The following is a 16,485-nucleotide window of genomic DNA, read 5'->3' as shown; positions in this document are numbered from 1 at the left end:
CGGCACCTCCTCATTTAGGTCTGACCCCGTTTTTTAACGACTGGCTGACAGTAAAATGACCTTCTGTTTTCTCAAAGACCTCCTCCATTGTTACACCTTCCTGCAGTTCGGTGAGCGTCATACGGCCATCATGAAAATCGAATACAGCCAAATCTGTGATCAGCCGATCGACCACCTGCCTGCCGGTTAAAGGAAGCGTACATTCCGTTCTCACTTTAGATTCCCCATATTTATTAACGTGCTCCATGATGACAATAATCCGTTTTGCTCCGTGGACCAAGTCCATGGCTCCGCCCATTCCTTTGATCATTTTTCCGGGGATCATCCAGTTCGCCAAATCTCCCCGTTCGGAAACTTCCATCCCGCCGAGGATCGCTACATCAATGTGGCCGCCGCGAATCATGGCAAAGGATTCGGCACTGTCAAAATACGAGGCTCCCTTTACCTCAGTAATGGTTTCTTTTCCCGCATTGATCAGATCGGGGTCCTCCGTTCCTTCCGCCGGATAAGGCCCGATCCCGAGCAAGCCGTTTTCAGACTGAAGCAGGACGTTATAATCATTCGGTATCTCATTGGCTACAAGCGTCGGCATCCCTATCCCCAAGTTCACATTCATTCCGTCCTTTATTTCCTTTACAGCCCGTTTGATCATTCGTTTTCTGCTATCTCTCATTCTGTCAGCCTCCTTTATCATGCTTGCCGGACGGTGCGGCGTTCAATCCGTTTTTCATGAATCCCGCCGGGCAGCACGTGCTGCACAAAAATACCCGGCGTATGAATTTGATCCGGATCAAGCTCTCCGGCATCGACGATTTCTTCAGCCTCTGCAATCGTCACTTTGCCTGCCATTGCAGCGAGCGGATTGAAATTTCTCGCCGTCTTTCTGAACATCAGGTTGCCCAGAGGATCGGCTTTCCAGGCCTTTACGATGGCGGCGTTCCCTGTAATCCCTTTCTCCAGAAGATAGGTGCGTCCGTCAAATGTCTTATGTTCTTTTCCCTCGGCTACTGATGTTCCGACGCCTGCAGGTGTATAAAACGCCGGAATGCCCGCCCCTCCCGCGCGAATTCTTTCTGCGAGCGTTCCTTGGGGCACCAATTCGACTTCCAGCTCTCCGCTTAAAAACTGCCGTTCAAAGGTTTTGTTTTCTCCCACATAGGATGCGACCATTTTTTTGATCTGCCGGTTTGCAAGCAAGAGGCCTAACCCCCAATCATCAACACCGCAGTTATTACTGACAACGGTCAAGTTTTTTACGCCGCTGTCCCTGATCGCGAGAATTAATTGTTCCGGAATGCCGCACAGGCCGAAGCCTCCTGCGATGAGGGTGTCTCCGTCCTTGATCAGTGCAGCAGCATCTTGATAAGAGTCCATCACTTTTCCTTTTCCCATATTCGTTTCCCCTTTCTGTTTTGGCTACACAAGGCCCGTCAGACTGAAAATGGCGATGATGACAAACACAGCGGCTGTTTTAATGACGGTAATGGCAAAGATATCCCTGTAAGATTGGCGGTGGGTCAACCCGGTGACCGCGAGCAGCGTAATGACGGCGCCATTATGCGGAAGAGTGTCCATCCCGCCGGAGGCCATCGAAATTACCCGGTGCATGACCTCCGGCGGGATGTGGAATGTATTGATTGCTTCTGTATACGCTGCTGACATCGTGCTTAAAGCGATGCCCATTCCTCCTGATGCCGATCCTGTAATCCCGGCAAGCGCAGTGGTCGTCACCGCTCCGTTGACGAGCGGATCAGTAAACGTCTGCGATATGCCGCTGCTGACCATTTTAAAGCCGGGAAGCGCCGCAATGATGCCGCCAAATCCGTATTCGGCTCCTGTATTCATCGACGCCAGCAAGGCGCCCCCGATGCCCTCATTCAGTCCTTCTTTCAAATTGAAGAGGACTTTTTTCCAATCGAACAAAATCGTTGTCATGATCCCGATGAACAGTGCGAGTTCTACTGACCAGATCGCAGTGACGGAGGAAAGGTCAATCTTCCCGAACGCTTCTAAACCGAGCGGCGCAAAATCAAATCCGTCAGGGTACCAATGCGGGAGCCACATCGTGAAGCATTTGTTCATGACTCCCACAAGGATAAGCGGAACAAAGGCGAGCACTTGCCGCGCGGGGCTGGGTTCTGCCTCCCGAGGTAAAACAGGCGTATGTTTTTCATTAGCCAGACCTGAGGATTCCTCTGCAGCGGAAACTTCAGATTGAAATCCAGCATAGCCTTCTCCGGCATTGGCCGCTTTTTTGCGCCGGGATTCTAAATAAATCATTCCGGCCGTAAGCACAAATGCTGCACCAATCAGTCCGAGCCAGGGAGCGGCATAAATGTTTGTTTTAAAAAATGCTGTCGGAATGACATTTTGAATTTGCGGTGTGCCGGGAAGCGCATCCATTGTAAATGTAAAGGCGCCCAATGCAATCGTACCGGGTATCAGACGCTTGGGAATATCAGCTTTAATAAATAGGTTTTTAGCAAACGGATAAATGGCAAACACCGCTACGAAGAGACTGACGCCGCTGTACGTTAAAATCGCACCCATTAAGACGATGGCGAGAATGGCTCTTTTTGCTCCTACAAGCTTGACGATTGTTTTTGCAATCGACTCAGCGAGCCCTGATATTTCAACAACCTTGCCAAAAACGGCTCCTAAAAGAAATACGGGAAAATACAGCTTAATAAATCCTACCATCTTCTCCATAAATATATTCGAGAAGAAAGGAAGTACGAAGCTTGGATCTGTCAGGAGCACAGCAAACAGCGCGCAAATCGGGGCGAATAAAATGACTGAAAAGCCCCGGTAAGCCGCAAACATCAGCATGCCTAATGCCAATAAAATAATAACAATGTCCACAAATCCCCCTCTTTTCTGCTCATATTAGTAAGCGCTTACAAAAAATCGAGAAAATAAAGCAATAAACATGCCGGTTTTGCACAGTTTCTGAGGCTGAAAAAATGTGCATCATGGTGAATTCTCCGTTAGGGCAAAAGAAAAGGAGACCCTTGCTGCATTATATTGATTGGCTGAGCAGTGAGTTTTTTTAGGGATAGTGAGATGGATCAGAGAGGATTTTTGCTTTATAAATATGTATTCTTTTTTCTTTCATTTATTTCCTGCAAGAGGAACCGATAAAATCCGGCCCTCCTGCATGGTCATTCAGCCAATGACAACCGGAAGCTCTTTGAGCGACCTAAAACCAATGAGCTTGCGGTATTCAAGGCGGTGTGCGGCCAGCCGAAGCTTAGGCATCCGCTCAAACAGTGTGAGAATTGCAATTTGTGCTTCGATACGCGCTAATGAGGAGCCTATACAAAAATGGGCGTTCTTTCCGAATGCAAGATGCGGATTCGGCTTTCTTTGGATATCCATTTTGTGAGGTTGATCGAATATGCTTGGATCGCGATTGGCTGCTCCTAAAAGGATATATACCTGCTCTCCTTTTTTTATGGTCTTCCCATTTATTTCACAGTCTTCTGAAGCGGTGCGTGCCGTCAGCTGCGCGGGGCTGTCGTAGCGCATACATTCCTCAACTGCAGTTTCAATAAGCGAGGGGTTTTCCCTCAGTGCGCTAAGCTGTTCAGGGTGTTTCAATAAAGTAAACACACCGTTGCACATGAGGTTTACCGTCGTCTCGTGTCCGGCTATGACAAGTAAGATACATGTCCCGAGCACTTCCTCTTTTGAAAGCTGTTCCTCCATAATAAACCTGCTGATCAAGTCTTGCTGAGGGTGAGCTTTCCGCTTGTGAATCAAATCTCTGAAGTATGACGTCAGCCTGCCTGCGGTGTCGCTGGCTCTGACTAACGTCTTTCTTGATCGGGTAAGATCAATGGCCTGAATGACGTCTGCCGTCCATTGTCTGAATTGATATCTCTCCTCTTTCGGCACTCCGAGTATCTCCGCAATGATAAGGCTTGCCAATGGAAAGGCAAACTCTGAAACAAGGTCAGCGTTTTTTTTGATTTGGACTTGATCCAACAAGTCATGAACCGTTTCTTTTATACAAGGGCGAAGTGATTCCGCCGTCTTTACGGTAAATTCTTTACCGATAAGCATCCGCATCCGCTTATGGTCTGATTGATTTTTAAATAACAGCATATCGTGCTGGATATGCGATAGATTTTGATATTTCGTTGAAGCTTCCGGAAGAGGAATGCGGTTTTTAAATCGGGTGTCTTTCAGAATCGCTGCCGCCTCTTTGTACCCGGTGACATACCAGCCCGGATATTTTAATACGGTTCCTTTATAAATAGGATCAATGGATCGCAGTTTGTCATAAAACGGGTAAGGGTCATTCCAAAAATCCGAATCCGCATGAAGAGACGGATGTGCAATCGATAGGCCCGCCGTCATCTTATACCTCCGTATTGCAGGCGGATTGCAGGCCGGCTTTCATTTCTTCAACGGATTCGACTTCAAAACCTAAATCATGGAGCATTTGATGATCCTCTGTTTCATGCTGCCCTGCTGTCGTTAAGTAATCTCCGACGAAAATCGAATTTGCGGCGTAAAGTCCCAGCGGCTGCAGCGAACGAAGGTTGACTTCCCGGCCTCCTGAGATACGGATTTCTTTTGACGGATTGATAAAACGGAACAAGGCGAGCACTTTCAGGCAATACACCGGATGTAATTCGCTTACCCCTTCTAACGGAGTTCCGTCAATCGCATGCAGAAAATTAACCGGGATGCTGTCGGCGTCAAGCGCTTTTAAGCTGTTCGCCATATCAATGACGTCCTGTTTCGTCTCTTTCATGCCGACGATGACACCAGAACAAGGTGACATCCCTGATTGTTTCGCCGTTTCCACTGTGTTGACCCTGTCGTCATACGTGTGGGAGGTCGTAATGTTTGAGTGATTCCTTTGTGATGTATTGATGTTATGATTGTACCGGTCTACTCCTGCTTGTTTCAGCCGCTCTGCCTGTTCGGGCTTCAGCAGACCGAGGCATGCGCAGATTTTCAAACCGTACGTTTCTTTAATTTCTTTGACAGCATCAACAACTTGATCTACTTCTCTGTTCGACGGTCCCCGCCCGCTGGCGACGATGCAGTATGTCCCTATATTCAGGTCGTGGGCGCGTTTTGCCCCCTTCAGCAATATATGCTTATCCACCATCCGATAAGACTCGATCGGCGCTTTTGATATTGAAGATTGTGAACAGTACCCGCAATTTTCCGGACACAGGCCTGATTTTGCATTCATAATCATATTCAGCTTTACTTTTTTTCCGTAAAATCGTTTTCTGATATGAAAAGCGGCATGCATCAACAATAAAAGATCCTCATCAGGACAATTTAAAATGGCCAGCGCTTCTTGATTCGTTACTTCCGCCCCGTCCAGCACTCTCTCTGCAAGATCCATCCATTGATTCATGTTTATCTCCCCATTTGTGTCAGATTCATGAAAGAGGAAACATCTATATGTTTCTCAATCATGTGTTGAATGTTTTCCGGTGAAACGTGTTCCAGCTTCGGTGTGATTCCCAAAATCGGAACTTTGCATAATGTTTCAATCATGCTCGGGTTTGTCTTTTCGTCCAGCCCCGGCCTGCTCCTTACGCCGTTGATAATAATGCCGAGAACCTCTATCCCCATGTTTTTCGCATATTCAACGGTTAAATATGTGTGGTTGATGGTTCCGAGATCAGGCCTGGTGACAATCACTGCCGGCAATTCCAAGGCTTTTATCAGATCACTGACTAAGTAATTTTCACCAAGCGGGACGGAAATGCCGCCTGCCCCCTCGACGATGAAACACTCATGACGATTTTTGATCTTACTCCAGTGGGCCATGACTTCATCCATGCTCACGGATTTCCCCTCAAGCATGGCGGCCGTGTACGGCGCAAGCGGCTCTTTCCATTCAAATGGCGTAATTTCTTCATGAGACAGTGCGGTTTGTGACATGTCTTTCAACAGCGAGGTGTCACTTTCCGGATGAGTCCGCGGCACGCCGCTTAAAAACGGCTTAAACACTCCGATATCCGCCTGTTTCTGCCGGAATGCCGCGGCAAGTCCGCAAGAAACGATGGTTTTTCCGACGCCGGTATCTGTTCCTGTAACAAAAAAACTTCTCATTTGTTTATATTCAGCTCTTTTCTAATGGAATCAAATGCTTCTGTCAGCTCGTCTATGTCCTGTAAGCTGCGATCCGCCGTAACGGTCAGCCTGATTCTGCTTTCGCCTTCCGGAACGGCGGGCGGGCGGATGGCCGGGGCGCAGATTCCCTTTTTCTCCAGCAGCGCAGCGGCTGAAACCGCTGTTTTTGCATCACCGATGATGACGGGGATAATCGGTGTATCTCCGCCTCTTACGGTAAAGCCCATATCGGCCAGACGCGTTTTTATCGTTTTGACAGACGTCTGCAGCTCACGGCGCGTATCGTGCATATCTGATATGATGTCAAATGCCGTATGCGAAGCCGCACAAATTGACGGCGGGAGGGCCGTCTGAAAAATAAACGTCCGCGCCTGATTCAGCAAAAAATCAATGAAAATGTTTGATCCCGCGGCAAAACCGCCTTCCGTTCCGACCGCTTTGCTTAATGTGCCGATGACAACATCAGGACAAACACCGAAATAGTCACTGGTTCCCCCGCCGTTTTCCCCGAGTACACCGGTTGCATGCGCGTCATCTGCTATCACAAATGCCTGGTACTGCTTTGCAAGCGCCATTATGCGGTCAAGAGGCGCGATGGTGCCGTCCATGCTGAAGACGCCGTCTGTGACGATAAAGCGGCGGTTCCGAGCCTGGACGGAGGCAAGTTTTTTCTCAAGATCAGCCATATCAATATGGCGGTACACGATGGTTTCCGCTTTTGATAAACGGCAGCCGTCAACAATGCTCGCATGGTTCAGTTGATCGCTTAAAATGACATCGCCTTTTTGAGGCAGTGAGGCAAGCACGCCGATATTCGCCAAGTAACCGCTTGAAAACAATAAAGCCGCTTCCGTCTGTTTAAAGTCCGCGATTGTTTGTTCAAGTTTTTCGTGCCACACAGTATTTCCTGTCGTTAACCGTGAGCCGCCGCTTCCCGCTCCGAACCGGCTCAGCGCCGTTTGCGCAGCTGTGATCAGCCGCTCATCTTTTGACAGGCCTAAATAGTCATTGGACGCCCAGGTCTGCCGCTTTTGCCCCTTGGTTTTGAGAGCGGTTTCCTGTGTTCGCAGCGTCCGATACAGCCCGTCTCTTTTCACCGCATCGAGCCTTTTGAGGAGCCATCCGTCAAAATCCACGGCCGGTCACCTCGGCTATCGCTTCTTTCATAATGGAGATCATGGCTTGTAACTGATCGGTTGTGCTGGCAAGCGGCGGCAGAAAGGCGATGACGTCTCCGAGCGGCCGTGTCAGCATACCAAGCTCTCTCATTTTCAAGGACACCTTGTATCCCATCCGCTTTTCAGGCGGATAAGGCTGTTTTGTCCCCTTATCCTGCACAAGCTCTATGCCGCACATGAAACCGAGCTGGCGGACATCGCCGACATGGGGAAGCTGCTTCAGATCATGAAGAAATTCCGCTGCCGTTTTTGATTTTTCGGCGACTCGTTCAACGATGCGTTGTGATTCGAATAATCGCAGATTTTCAATTGCTGCGGCACAGCCAAGCTGATTTCCTGTATAGGAATGGCCGTGGAAAAATGTTTTCATTTTGTCGTAGTCATCGTAGAAGGCTTCATAAATGGCTTCTGTGGCAAACGTCACAGCGATCGGCAAATAGCCTCCCGTAATGCCTTTCCCTGCCGCCATCAAGTCCGGCTGGACATTTTCATGCTCACAGGCAAACATTTTTCCGGTGCGGCCGAACCCCGTCGCCACTTCGTCAACGATCATTAACACATCATATGCCGTACACAGCTTTCGTACGCCTGCCAGAAAGCCTTCAGGCATGACGATCATCCCGGATGCGCCTTGCACCATCGATTCAATCGTAAGTGCGGCAATCTCTTCGTGGTGCTTTGCAAGCAGCTGTTCGAGCGCGTGAAGGCATTCATCCCGGCACTGTACGGGGGCGCCGCTTTCAGATCTGTATACATACGGAATCGGGGCTTTGTAGCTTTCAAACATCAGCGGGCCGTACACATGGTGGAAGAGTTCAATGGAGCCGACGCTGACGGCTCCGATCGTATCGCCGTGATAGCCGTTCTGCATAGAAATAAACGTCTGTTTCTCGGGTCTCCCTATGTTTTTCCAGTATTGAAAGGCCATTTTCAGAGCGATTTCCATTGCTTCCGCTCCGCTGTCGGAGTAAAAAACGCGTGTCAGCTTTTCCGGTGTGATGCCTGTCAGCATCTCGGCAAGTTCTGTTGCGGGAACGTTCGTCATACCCAGCAAAGTCGAATGAGCGATTTTTTCAAGCTGTTTTTGAATCGCTTCATCCATTTCTTTTTTGCGGTGGCCGTGTACATTGAGCCATACTGAAGAAAAGCCGTCATAATATTCTTTGCCGCTGATGTCTTTCAGCATGATCCCGTTTCCGCTTTCAATGATTAACGGATCTTCATCGTAATCTTTCATTTGTGTGAAAGGCAGCCAAAGATGCTGTTTGCTTTTTTCAATCATTGATTGTTTCATCATTTCTCCTCCCGCTGAATGAATACAGGCTGCTTCTCCAAAAAATGGATACAGCTCTCTGTATCTATGGAGCCATCTGTAAAGAAAATCCGGCAGCCGCTTTCATCTCCGGCATTTTTCATCTTGGCAATCCGCTGATATCCCAGCTTCTTTGCGGCAACGTAGCCTGTTATGTAATCAGGATCATCCGACCAGCACAATTCAGCAATAATCCCCGGATATGCGCAAACTTTTGCCGCGATGGCATGTGCTTCTTTTATTCGTGAATTTTCCGGCATGTTGTGAGTAAAAGCCCATTTTTGAAAATCATGTGACGGCCAATCCACTCGAGATACCCGCACACCTCTATTTCCTCTGCCGTCAATGCGTTTTCCTGCCCGGATATCAAACAGGACCGCTCCTCTTGCGTCTGCATATTCCGCAATGTTTTCGTACGCTTTCTCTATCATGTGCGGGGGAATTCCCGCCTTTTGCAGAAGCTTGCGGGCGATCGCTTGTCCTTTTTCCGGCGTGTCTGTTTGATGGAAAGCAACCGGCAAAGGGCGGATCGTTTCGATCGGTTCATTAACGCTTTCAAGCTGAATTTGCATAAAATCAGGTATCCCTCTTGAGTGCGAGAAGCCTTTATGTAATAAGCCATCTACCGCTTCCTGTAAACCGCCGTAAGTGATGAGCCGTTCTCCGCCGGAAATGTGTTTTCCGCCCTGCTCATGGGGGGCGTTTCGGGAAGCTCTCATTCTGACGCTGTAATAGGTTTCTTCCCGCATATATTCCCCTCCTTTCTCTTACTTTGAAAATTAATGTTAACCAAAATAATTAAAGGTTAACACTTATACAGAATATTAGTGCCCCTCACGGAATATGTCAACCTAAACTATCAAACTGTTAACTTAATGAGTTTTGCAAAGCCTCATTACGTTTTCATGTTTTGTTCATATTTTAGTAATTGTTTATTCAACACTGTCCGTTAAAGTAATCCATATCAACAAATAGGACAGCGATCCGCATCTTACTTATGAAGGGAGGTCAAAGCCGGATGCCGTTATGCTGAAAGAAAAAGTAAAGACAGCAGGCCGTTTTTGCACTGTAGGCGTCGGAAATACGCTGATTGATTTTGGTGTCTTCTTTCTTCTCGCCGCTTGTCATGTCCCCTATCTTCCGGCGCAGATCTGCTCCTATTCGGCAGGGATCATCAACAGCTATGTATGGAACCGGAAGTGGACGTTTCGTGTAAAACGCAAGGCTGACGGGAAAGAGATCATTCGATTTCTCATGATTAATCTTGCCGCGTCGGGAATCACCTTTTTGCTGCTTTACGCGTTTCAAAAAGGCGGCTGTTCGCTATTGGTGAGTAAGTTAGCCGCCACTATCGGCGGAATGATGATGAATTTTATCGGAAACCGAATCTGGGTATTTGGAGATTCGCTGAAAAACATACAGGATCAGGAGTGAAGATGAATGAGAAAAAAAGTGAGAAAAGCGGTCATTCCCGCAGCAGGTTTAGGAACGAGATTTCTGCCGGCGACAAAGGCGCAGCCGAAAGAAATGCTGCCGATTGTCGACAAACCGGCCATCCAATATATTGTCGAAGAGGCCGCAGCGTCAGGAATTGAAGATATACTGATTATTACAGGGAGAAACAAACGCTCGATTGAAGATCATTTTGACCGGTCGGCGGAATTGGAATTCAATCTGCGGGAAAAAGGCAAGACGGAGACGCTGAAGGAGATGCAGCAGATCGCCGATTTGGCCAATATTCATTACATCCGTCAGAAAGAACCGCTCGGATTAGGACATGCGGTGCTGTGTGCGGAGCATTTTATCGGAGATGAGCCTTTTGCCGTTCTCTTAGGTGATGATATTATGGTATCTGACACTCCCGCTCTTTCACAGCTCATAGACGTCTATAACCAACACGGCACAGAAACGATCGGCGTACAGCCCGTCGATCCTGCTGATGTCAGCAAATATGGTATTATACAGACGGGGCGGCAGAGCGGTCATGTATACCAGGTTGAGGATCTGATTGAGAAACCGGCTGTTGAAAAGGCGCCCTCTCATATTGCCGTGATGGGCCGCTACATATTAACCCCTGCTATTTTTAAAACGCTGAAGACGATCGGAAGAGGCGCGGGCAACGAAATCCAATTGACAGACGCGCTGCGCGAAGTGTGCCGCACCCGAAGCATTTATGCGCGGGAGCTTGAAGGAAGCCGGTTTGATATAGGAGATAAGTTCGGCTGTTTTAAGGCCGGCACGGAGATCGGGCTTCTGCGGGAAGAAATGAGACCGAAACTTTTAGCTTATTTAGAAGAGGTGTTAAAAAGAGAATCTGAAGAAATCGTGCGTTAAAAAATAATTTGTAACCATTTTGCTTGTCAATCAGTCATATAATTGGGTAAAAAGATAAAGAGGTTGTGAACAGTGTGGGCAATTTTATTAGTGAAATATTATCCTGGCTGACAAGTATGGGCTATTTAGGGATTGCGCTCGGATTAATGATCGAAATCATTCCGAGTGAAATCGTTCTGGCTTACGGAGGCTATATGGTGTCAGAAGGCACGATCAGCTTTATCGGCGCCATTGTCGCCGGTGTGATCGGGGGAACGATCGCGCAGTGCTTTATTTACTGGATCGCCCGTTATGGGGGACGGCCGTTTTTGGACAAGTACGGCAAGTACTTACTTCTGAAAAAGCATCATGTTGATGTTGCGGAAAACTGGTTTCGCCGTTACGGCGCCGGCGTGGTGTTCTCGGCGCGGTTTATCCCGGTCGTCAGACATGCGATTTCCATCCCGGCCGGCCTTGCGAAAATGCCTCTTTCCAAGTTTGTCATATTGACGACGCTTGCCATTATTCCGTGGTCTGTCATTTTCGTTTATCTCGGGTATCAGCTCGGGGGACAGTGGAAAGACGTAGACAGCTATGCCGGAATGTATACAACTCCGATCATTATCTTGGCTCTCGTATTTATTGTTGTTTATTTTGTTGTGAAGAAAATGAGATCAAGACTGTGAAAAAAGACTGCATAAGAACGGCTGTGAGCCGGATCTATGCAGTCTTTTTTTTATTTATACCGGGTATACGGGGTGTTTCCGGTGTGTGAATGTCAGTTGTTTGGACATGTAAGCAGTGAGGCGTTTATTGAGTTCATCCCGCAAGGAATCAGCAGGAACAATGCCGTCAATCACCATTTCAGAGGCAAGCCGGTAAAGGTTAATGTCTTCCTTATATTCATCACGCTTTTCTTGAATAAAAGCCGGCCTTTCTTCAGGGGCTAGCTCGCTGATTTTCTTTGCGTAGACCGCATTCACCGCTGCTTCAGGACCCATTACGGCAATTTGCGCAGTCGGAAGCGCTAAACAGCAGTCCGGTTCAAAAGCAGGCCCCGCCATCGCGTATAATCCGGCACCGTAGGCTTTTCTGACGATAACGGAAAGCTTCGGAACAGTCGCTTCCGCCATTGCGGAGATCATTTTTGCGCCATGCCTGATGATGCCCGCCTGCTCAACCTTCGTTCCGATCATGAATCCGGGAATGTCTGCTAAAAACAGAAGCGGAATATGGAATGCGTCGCACAAAGCGATAAATTTTGCGGCTTTATCCGCCGAATCGAGAAATAAAACCCCGCCTTTGACACGCGGCTGATTGGCGATAATGCCGACCGGCTGTCCGTGAATCCGCGCAAGCCCCGTTATTAATTCCTGCGCAAATAACGGTTTAATCTCAAAAAATGAGTCTTCATCAATGACACGTTCAATTAAATCCATCATGTTGAACGGTGCGTTTTGATGTGCCGGGATGACATCTGAGAGCGGTTTTTCAAAAGCTTTCGGGTTCTTAGATTTGTTGACGGGCGCTTTTTCAGTATAATTTGCCGGAAAGTAGCTGAGATATGTCTGCGCCATCATGATTGCTTCCTGTTCCGTCGGGGCGAGGAGATCACCGCAGCCTGATACGGAACAATGCATACGGGCGCCGCCCATTTCTTCAAGCGATACTTTCTCGCCAATCACCATTTCCGCCATACGCGGGGAGCCTAAGTACATGGATGCATTGCCTTCGACCATAATGACAATGTCGCAAAAGGCCGGAATGTAAGCGCCGCCCGCAGCGGAAGGGCCGAACAATAAACAGATTTGCGGAATGCGGCCCGACAGCTTTACTTGATTATAAAAGATGCGGCCGGCTCCCCTTCTGCCCGGGAACATGTCGACCTGATCCGTAATTCTCGCACCTGCGGAATCGACTAAGTACAAGAGCGGACACTGAAGCTTTTCCGCCGTCTCCTGAATACGGATGATCTTTTCCACCGTTTTCGCGCCCCACGACCCCGCCTTTACGGTTGAGTCGTTTGCCATCACACAAACGGTTCTGCCGCCGATGGTTCCGATCCCGGTAACGACCCCGTCAGCCGGCAGTCCGTCTGACATGCACTCGGCGAAAAAAGCGTCTTCAACGGATATGCCGTCATCGAATAAAAGCTTCAGCCTGTCTCTTACAAAAAGTTTTCCCTTCTTTTCGTTGCTTGCGTGATATTTCGCGGCTCCTCCCTTTTCAATCGTTTTGCTGCGTGTCTGCCGTTCTTTTTCGTAATCCATCCGAGTCCCTCCATGTTTTATTTTCCTTTGTATTCAGGGGGTCTTTTTTCTTTAAAAGCGCGCAGGCCCTCTTCTCTGTCAAGTGTGGGGATGACTTGTTCATATGCTTTTCGTTCGATTTCGAGCCCTGTATTGAGATCTGTCTCCAGACCCTTGTTTATCGCGGATTTTGCTTGTCTGACGGCGATCGGCCCATTAGCGGCGATGCGGCCGGCCAGTGCTTTTGCTTTTTCCATAAGTTCATCGGCTTCACAAACATGCTCGATCAGCTTCATGTCTTTTCCCTCTTCGGCAGAAAGCCTTCGGCCGGTATAGATCAATTCTTTTGCCGCGCCGGGGCCGATAAGCCGGGGAAGTCTCTGCGTTCCGCCCGCTCCGGGAATGATCGCAAGCCCTGTTTCAGGAAGGCCGAGGCCCGCCCGGCTGACGGCGATTCTGATATCGCAGGCGAGAGCGAGTTCAAGGCCTCCTCCGACAGCGGTTCCGTTCAGCGCTGCAATGACCGGCTGCGGGAGAGCTTCAATGGATGCGGCCGTTTCACCGATACGCCTGACGCTTTGTTTGACTTGTTCATGGTTCATCCCCGCTCTTTCTTTTAAATCAGCACCGGCGCAAAATGTGTTCCCGGTGCCGGTGAGAATGACACAACGAATGGACGGCGAGTTTTTGATGTCTTCAATCACACGCTGTAAATGATCAATCATTTCTGAAGACAGCGAGTTGGCCGCATGCGGGCGGTTCAGCGTGATCAGACCGATCGTTTCTTGACAGACGGAATACAAGACGCAATCTTCCATGGCTTCTCCTTTCTCATTTCGTTCTGAATGCCTGCAGGTTTCTGCTTGGCAGGTCTTTGCCTATTTTATCCGCGATCCAGCCGGCGGCATAAAGAAGTTTATTCATGTCCGTCCCGGTATCAATCCCCATTTGTTCGAGCATATAAATGACGTCTTCTGTGGCAGCGTTGCCTGCTGATCCAGGAGCGTACGGGCAGCCGCCAAGCCCGCCTGAGGAAGTATCAAAGGATGTGATGCCCATATCAAGAGCGGGAATGATATTCGCTAGAGCCGTTCCTCTTGTATCATGGAAATGGAGTGCGATTTTTGAGGCGGGAATTCTCGGCAAAAGGGCTTCAAGCACGGCTATGACCTGCAAGGGGTTTGCCGCGCCGATCGTGTCGCCGAGCGATATTTCATCAACACCCATTTCGAGCAGGGTGTCTGACAGGCGGATGACTTGTTCGACCGGCACGTTCTGTTCGTACGGACAGCCGAACACAGTGGACAGATAAGCTCTCGTCGCCATTTTTTCAGCTTTTGCTTCAGTAATAACCCGCCTGAGCTCTTGAACGGTCCGGTCAATCGGTTTGTTTACGTTTTTTTGGTTATGGGTTTCGCTTGCAGATAAAAATACACATGCCTGATCGATTCCGCCTTCTGCCGCATGCTCCAGCCCGATGAGGTTCGGAACGAGAGCCGCGTAGACCGTATGTTCAGATCTGGCAATGCCTTTTGCGACGTCCAGGCTGTCACGAAGAGCCGGAATCCATCTCGGATGCACGAATGATGTCACTTCGATATAGGGAAGGCCTGTTTTTGAAAGCATATTGATCCACTCAATCTTTTCTTCTGTATCCACCCACGCCGATTCATTCTGCAAGCCGTCACGCGGTCCTACTTCATTGATGCGGACATGTTTCGGACAGTTCATGCTGCACCTCCCGTTTTATTGAAGTTCAATCAGGACCTCTCCTTCATCAGTGAAATCACCTTCTGATTTTTTCACTTCTTTCACCGTACCCGCTGCATCAGCGATAATCGGAATTTCCATTTTCATAGATTCCAAGATGGCCACTTCCTGTCCTTCTTCAATGACATCACCCGGCTTCACATGAATTTTCCACAGGTTTCCCGCCATCTGAATTTTTATGACGCTCATTTTGACGCCCCCTCGTTCATTGTTTGTAAAAAGCCGGTTGTCGCCTCACCCTTTTCAAACACTTCTGAATGGGCAATTTTTGTCAGCAGCGGAATGTTGGTTTTAATCCCTTCTACATGATATTCGCCAAGGGCGGTTTTCAGTTGTTCAATGGCTTGTTTTCTCGTATTCGCCGTGACGATCATTTTGGCAATCATCGGATCGTAAAACGGAGAAATGACGCTTCCCTTTTCGACGGCGCATTCGTGTCGCACTGACGGGTGTCTTAAAACGGAAAAAGACGAGATGGTACCGGGTGACGGGTAAAAGGTGACCGGATCTTCCGCATAGATCCGCACTTCTATTGCATGACCGCGGTGGTTGATATCTTTCTGCGAGAAAGTCAGCGCCTGCCCAGCGGCAATTTTCAGCTGTTCTTCCACAAGATCCAGTCCTGTAATTTCTTCTGTCACCGGATGCTCCACCTGCAGTCTTGTGTTCATCTCTAAAAAATAGATTTGTTTCTTTTGGTCGACGAGAAATTCTATTGTGCCTGCATTTTGGTAGCCGATCGATTTTGCGGCTTTAACGGCGGTTTCACCGAGTCTTTGTCTTAATTCATCGTCAACAAACGGTGACGGCGCTTCTTCTATCACTTTTTGGTGGCGCCTTTGGACTGAACAGTCACGTTCAAACAGATGAACGGTGTTGCCGAAAGAATCTGCGAGTATCTGAATTTCAATATGACGGGCATTTTCAATGACCTTTTCCATGTACATTGCGCCGTCTCCAAAAAAGGAGGCGGCCCGCTTTTGATTGCCTTCGAACGCTTTGGCCAGCTCTTCTTCTGAATGTACGATCTGCATGCCGATTCCGCCGCCGCCTGCGGACGCTTTCAGCATGACCGGAAAACCGATGGCACGGGCTTCGGCTAAGGCGGAGTGAACATCGGGCAATGGCTCTGGAACACCGGGAACGATCGGGACCTTTGCTTTTTGCATCGTTTTTCGGGCTTCTATCTTGCTGCCCATCTTGGCGATGATATCACCGGGCGGACCGATAAATGTGATTTGTTCCTTCCGGCAGCGTTCGGCGAACAGGCTGTTTTCTGACAGCAGCCCGTAGCCCGGATGAATGGCGTCCGCTCCGGCGGATTTAGCGGCTTCTATGATTCTGTCGATATGTAAATAGCTTTCATTTACTCTCGATTTACCGATCGGATAGGCCTCATCAGCCGCTTTTACATGCAGCGCGTCCCGGTCGGCTTCTGAATACACAGCTGCCGAGGGGATGCCGAGACGTTTGCAGGTGCGGATAATTCTTAAGGCGATTTCTCCTCTGTTGGCAATCAGGACTTTTTTAAACAAATGTGAAGCACTCCTTTTTC

At 48.8% G+C, this 16,485-nt stretch carries 17 protein-coding genes; 3 read left to right on the top strand and 14 right to left on the bottom strand.

The window, feature by feature from the left end; translation table 11 throughout:
• Positions 1-10: 10 nt before the first annotated feature.
• From CXL14_RS13925 to CXL14_RS13885, 9 genes are all read right to left on the bottom strand, one after another.
• On the bottom strand, positions 11-673 hold the full coding sequence (locus tag CXL14_RS13925; protein WP_007410136.1) for a CoA transferase subunit B: 663 nt from the start codon (positions 671-673) through the stop codon (positions 11-13).
• 17 nt (positions 674-690) lie between these two features.
• Positions 691-1,392, bottom strand: coding sequence for a CoA transferase subunit A (locus CXL14_RS13920; protein ID WP_014418052.1), 702 nt, complete (start codon positions 1,390-1,392; stop codon positions 691-693).
• 24 nt (positions 1,393-1,416) lie between these two features.
• Entirely contained in the window at positions 1,417-2,862 is a 1,446-nt protein-coding gene (locus CXL14_RS13915) for a GntP family permease (protein WP_053285115.1), read from the bottom strand.
• A gap of 303 nt (positions 2,863-3,165) precedes the next feature.
• Positions 3,166-4,362, bottom strand: a complete 1,197-nt coding sequence (locus CXL14_RS13910) for a cytochrome P450 (RefSeq protein WP_053285116.1) — start codon at positions 4,360-4,362, stop codon at positions 3,166-3,168.
• Between the two features lies 1 nt (position 4,363).
• Entirely contained in the window at positions 4,364-5,383 is a 1,020-nt protein-coding gene (bioB, locus tag CXL14_RS13905) for a biotin synthase BioB (RefSeq protein WP_003153914.1), read from the bottom strand.
• A gap of 2 nt (positions 5,384-5,385) precedes the next feature.
• Positions 5,386-6,087: a dethiobiotin synthase gene (gene bioD, locus CXL14_RS13900; RefSeq protein WP_017417909.1), complete on the bottom strand. Its 702-nt coding sequence runs from the start codon at positions 6,085-6,087 to the stop codon at positions 5,386-5,388.
• Positions 6,084-7,244: an 8-amino-7-oxononanoate synthase gene (gene bioF / locus CXL14_RS13895; protein ID WP_014418057.1), complete on the bottom strand. Its 1,161-nt coding sequence runs from the start codon at positions 7,242-7,244 to the stop codon at positions 6,084-6,086. The genes bioD and bioF overlap by 4 nt, the downstream gene beginning before the upstream one ends.
• The gene (gene bioA / locus CXL14_RS13890) at positions 7,234-8,580 is read right to left on the bottom strand and encodes an adenosylmethionine--8-amino-7-oxononanoate transaminase (protein ID WP_032863993.1); all 1,347 of its coding nucleotides are present in this window, start codon (positions 8,578-8,580) and stop codon (positions 7,234-7,236) included. The genes bioF and bioA overlap by 11 nt, the downstream gene beginning before the upstream one ends.
• Positions 8,580-9,347, bottom strand: a complete 768-nt coding sequence (locus tag CXL14_RS13885; protein WP_014418059.1) for a 6-carboxyhexanoate--CoA ligase — start codon at positions 9,345-9,347, stop codon at positions 8,580-8,582. Before CXL14_RS13885 ends, bioA begins: the two co-directional genes overlap by 1 nt.
• Positions 9,348-9,624: 277 nt before the next feature.
• Between CXL14_RS13885 and CXL14_RS13880 the strand changes: the two genes are divergently transcribed.
• The 3 genes from CXL14_RS13880 (at position 9,625) to CXL14_RS13870 (ending at position 11,597) form a co-directional block, all read left to right on the top strand.
• A complete protein-coding gene (locus CXL14_RS13880) occupies positions 9,625-10,032 on the top strand; it encodes a GtrA family protein (protein WP_053285117.1) in 408 nt (135 codons plus the stop codon).
• Between the two features lie 6 nt (positions 10,033-10,038).
• Positions 10,039-10,932 (top strand): UTP--glucose-1-phosphate uridylyltransferase GalU, encoded by an 894-nt coding sequence (galU, locus tag CXL14_RS13875; RefSeq protein WP_053285118.1) that lies wholly within the window; start codon positions 10,039-10,041, stop codon positions 10,930-10,932.
• 74 nt (positions 10,933-11,006) lie between these two features.
• Complete coding sequence (locus tag CXL14_RS13870; RefSeq protein WP_007410125.1) at positions 11,007-11,597, top strand: undecaprenyl phosphate transporter UptA; 591 nt, start codon at positions 11,007-11,009, stop codon at positions 11,595-11,597.
• A 54-nt stretch (positions 11,598-11,651) separates the two neighbouring features.
• On the opposite strand, the gene CXL14_RS13865 is transcribed toward CXL14_RS13870, so the two are convergent.
• Genes CXL14_RS13865 through CXL14_RS13845 form a run of 5 tightly spaced genes read right to left on the bottom strand, consistent with a single transcriptional unit; the run spans position 11,652 to position 16,465 of the window.
• Positions 11,652-13,181: an acyl-CoA carboxylase subunit beta gene (locus CXL14_RS13865; RefSeq protein ID WP_014418062.1), complete on the bottom strand. Its 1,530-nt coding sequence runs from the start codon at positions 13,179-13,181 to the stop codon at positions 11,652-11,654.
• Positions 13,182-13,198: 17 nt separating this feature from the next.
• Positions 13,199-13,978: an enoyl-CoA hydratase gene (locus CXL14_RS13860; RefSeq protein ID WP_014418063.1), complete on the bottom strand. Its 780-nt coding sequence runs from the start codon at positions 13,976-13,978 to the stop codon at positions 13,199-13,201.
• Between the two features lie 13 nt (positions 13,979-13,991).
• Positions 13,992-14,891: a hydroxymethylglutaryl-CoA lyase gene (locus CXL14_RS13855; protein WP_014418064.1), complete on the bottom strand. Its 900-nt coding sequence runs from the start codon at positions 14,889-14,891 to the stop codon at positions 13,992-13,994.
• A gap of 15 nt (positions 14,892-14,906) precedes the next feature.
• Positions 14,907-15,119 (bottom strand): acetyl-CoA carboxylase biotin carboxyl carrier protein subunit, encoded by a 213-nt coding sequence (locus CXL14_RS13850; protein ID WP_007410121.1) that lies wholly within the window; start codon positions 15,117-15,119, stop codon positions 14,907-14,909.
• Positions 15,116-16,465, bottom strand: coding sequence for an acetyl-CoA carboxylase biotin carboxylase subunit (locus CXL14_RS13845; protein ID WP_014418065.1), 1,350 nt, complete (start codon positions 16,463-16,465; stop codon positions 15,116-15,118). Before CXL14_RS13845 ends, CXL14_RS13850 begins: the two co-directional genes overlap by 4 nt.
• Positions 16,466-16,485: the final 20 nt, after the last annotated feature.

Origin of the sequence: Bacillus sp. SJ-10, from assembly GCF_002843505.1 — a bacterium.
GTDB lineage: Bacteria > Bacillota > Bacilli > Bacillales > Bacillaceae > Bacillus > Bacillus velezensis.
Note: the sequence above shows the minus strand (reverse complement) of the source record. Positions and strands in the feature narration are given on the sequence as shown.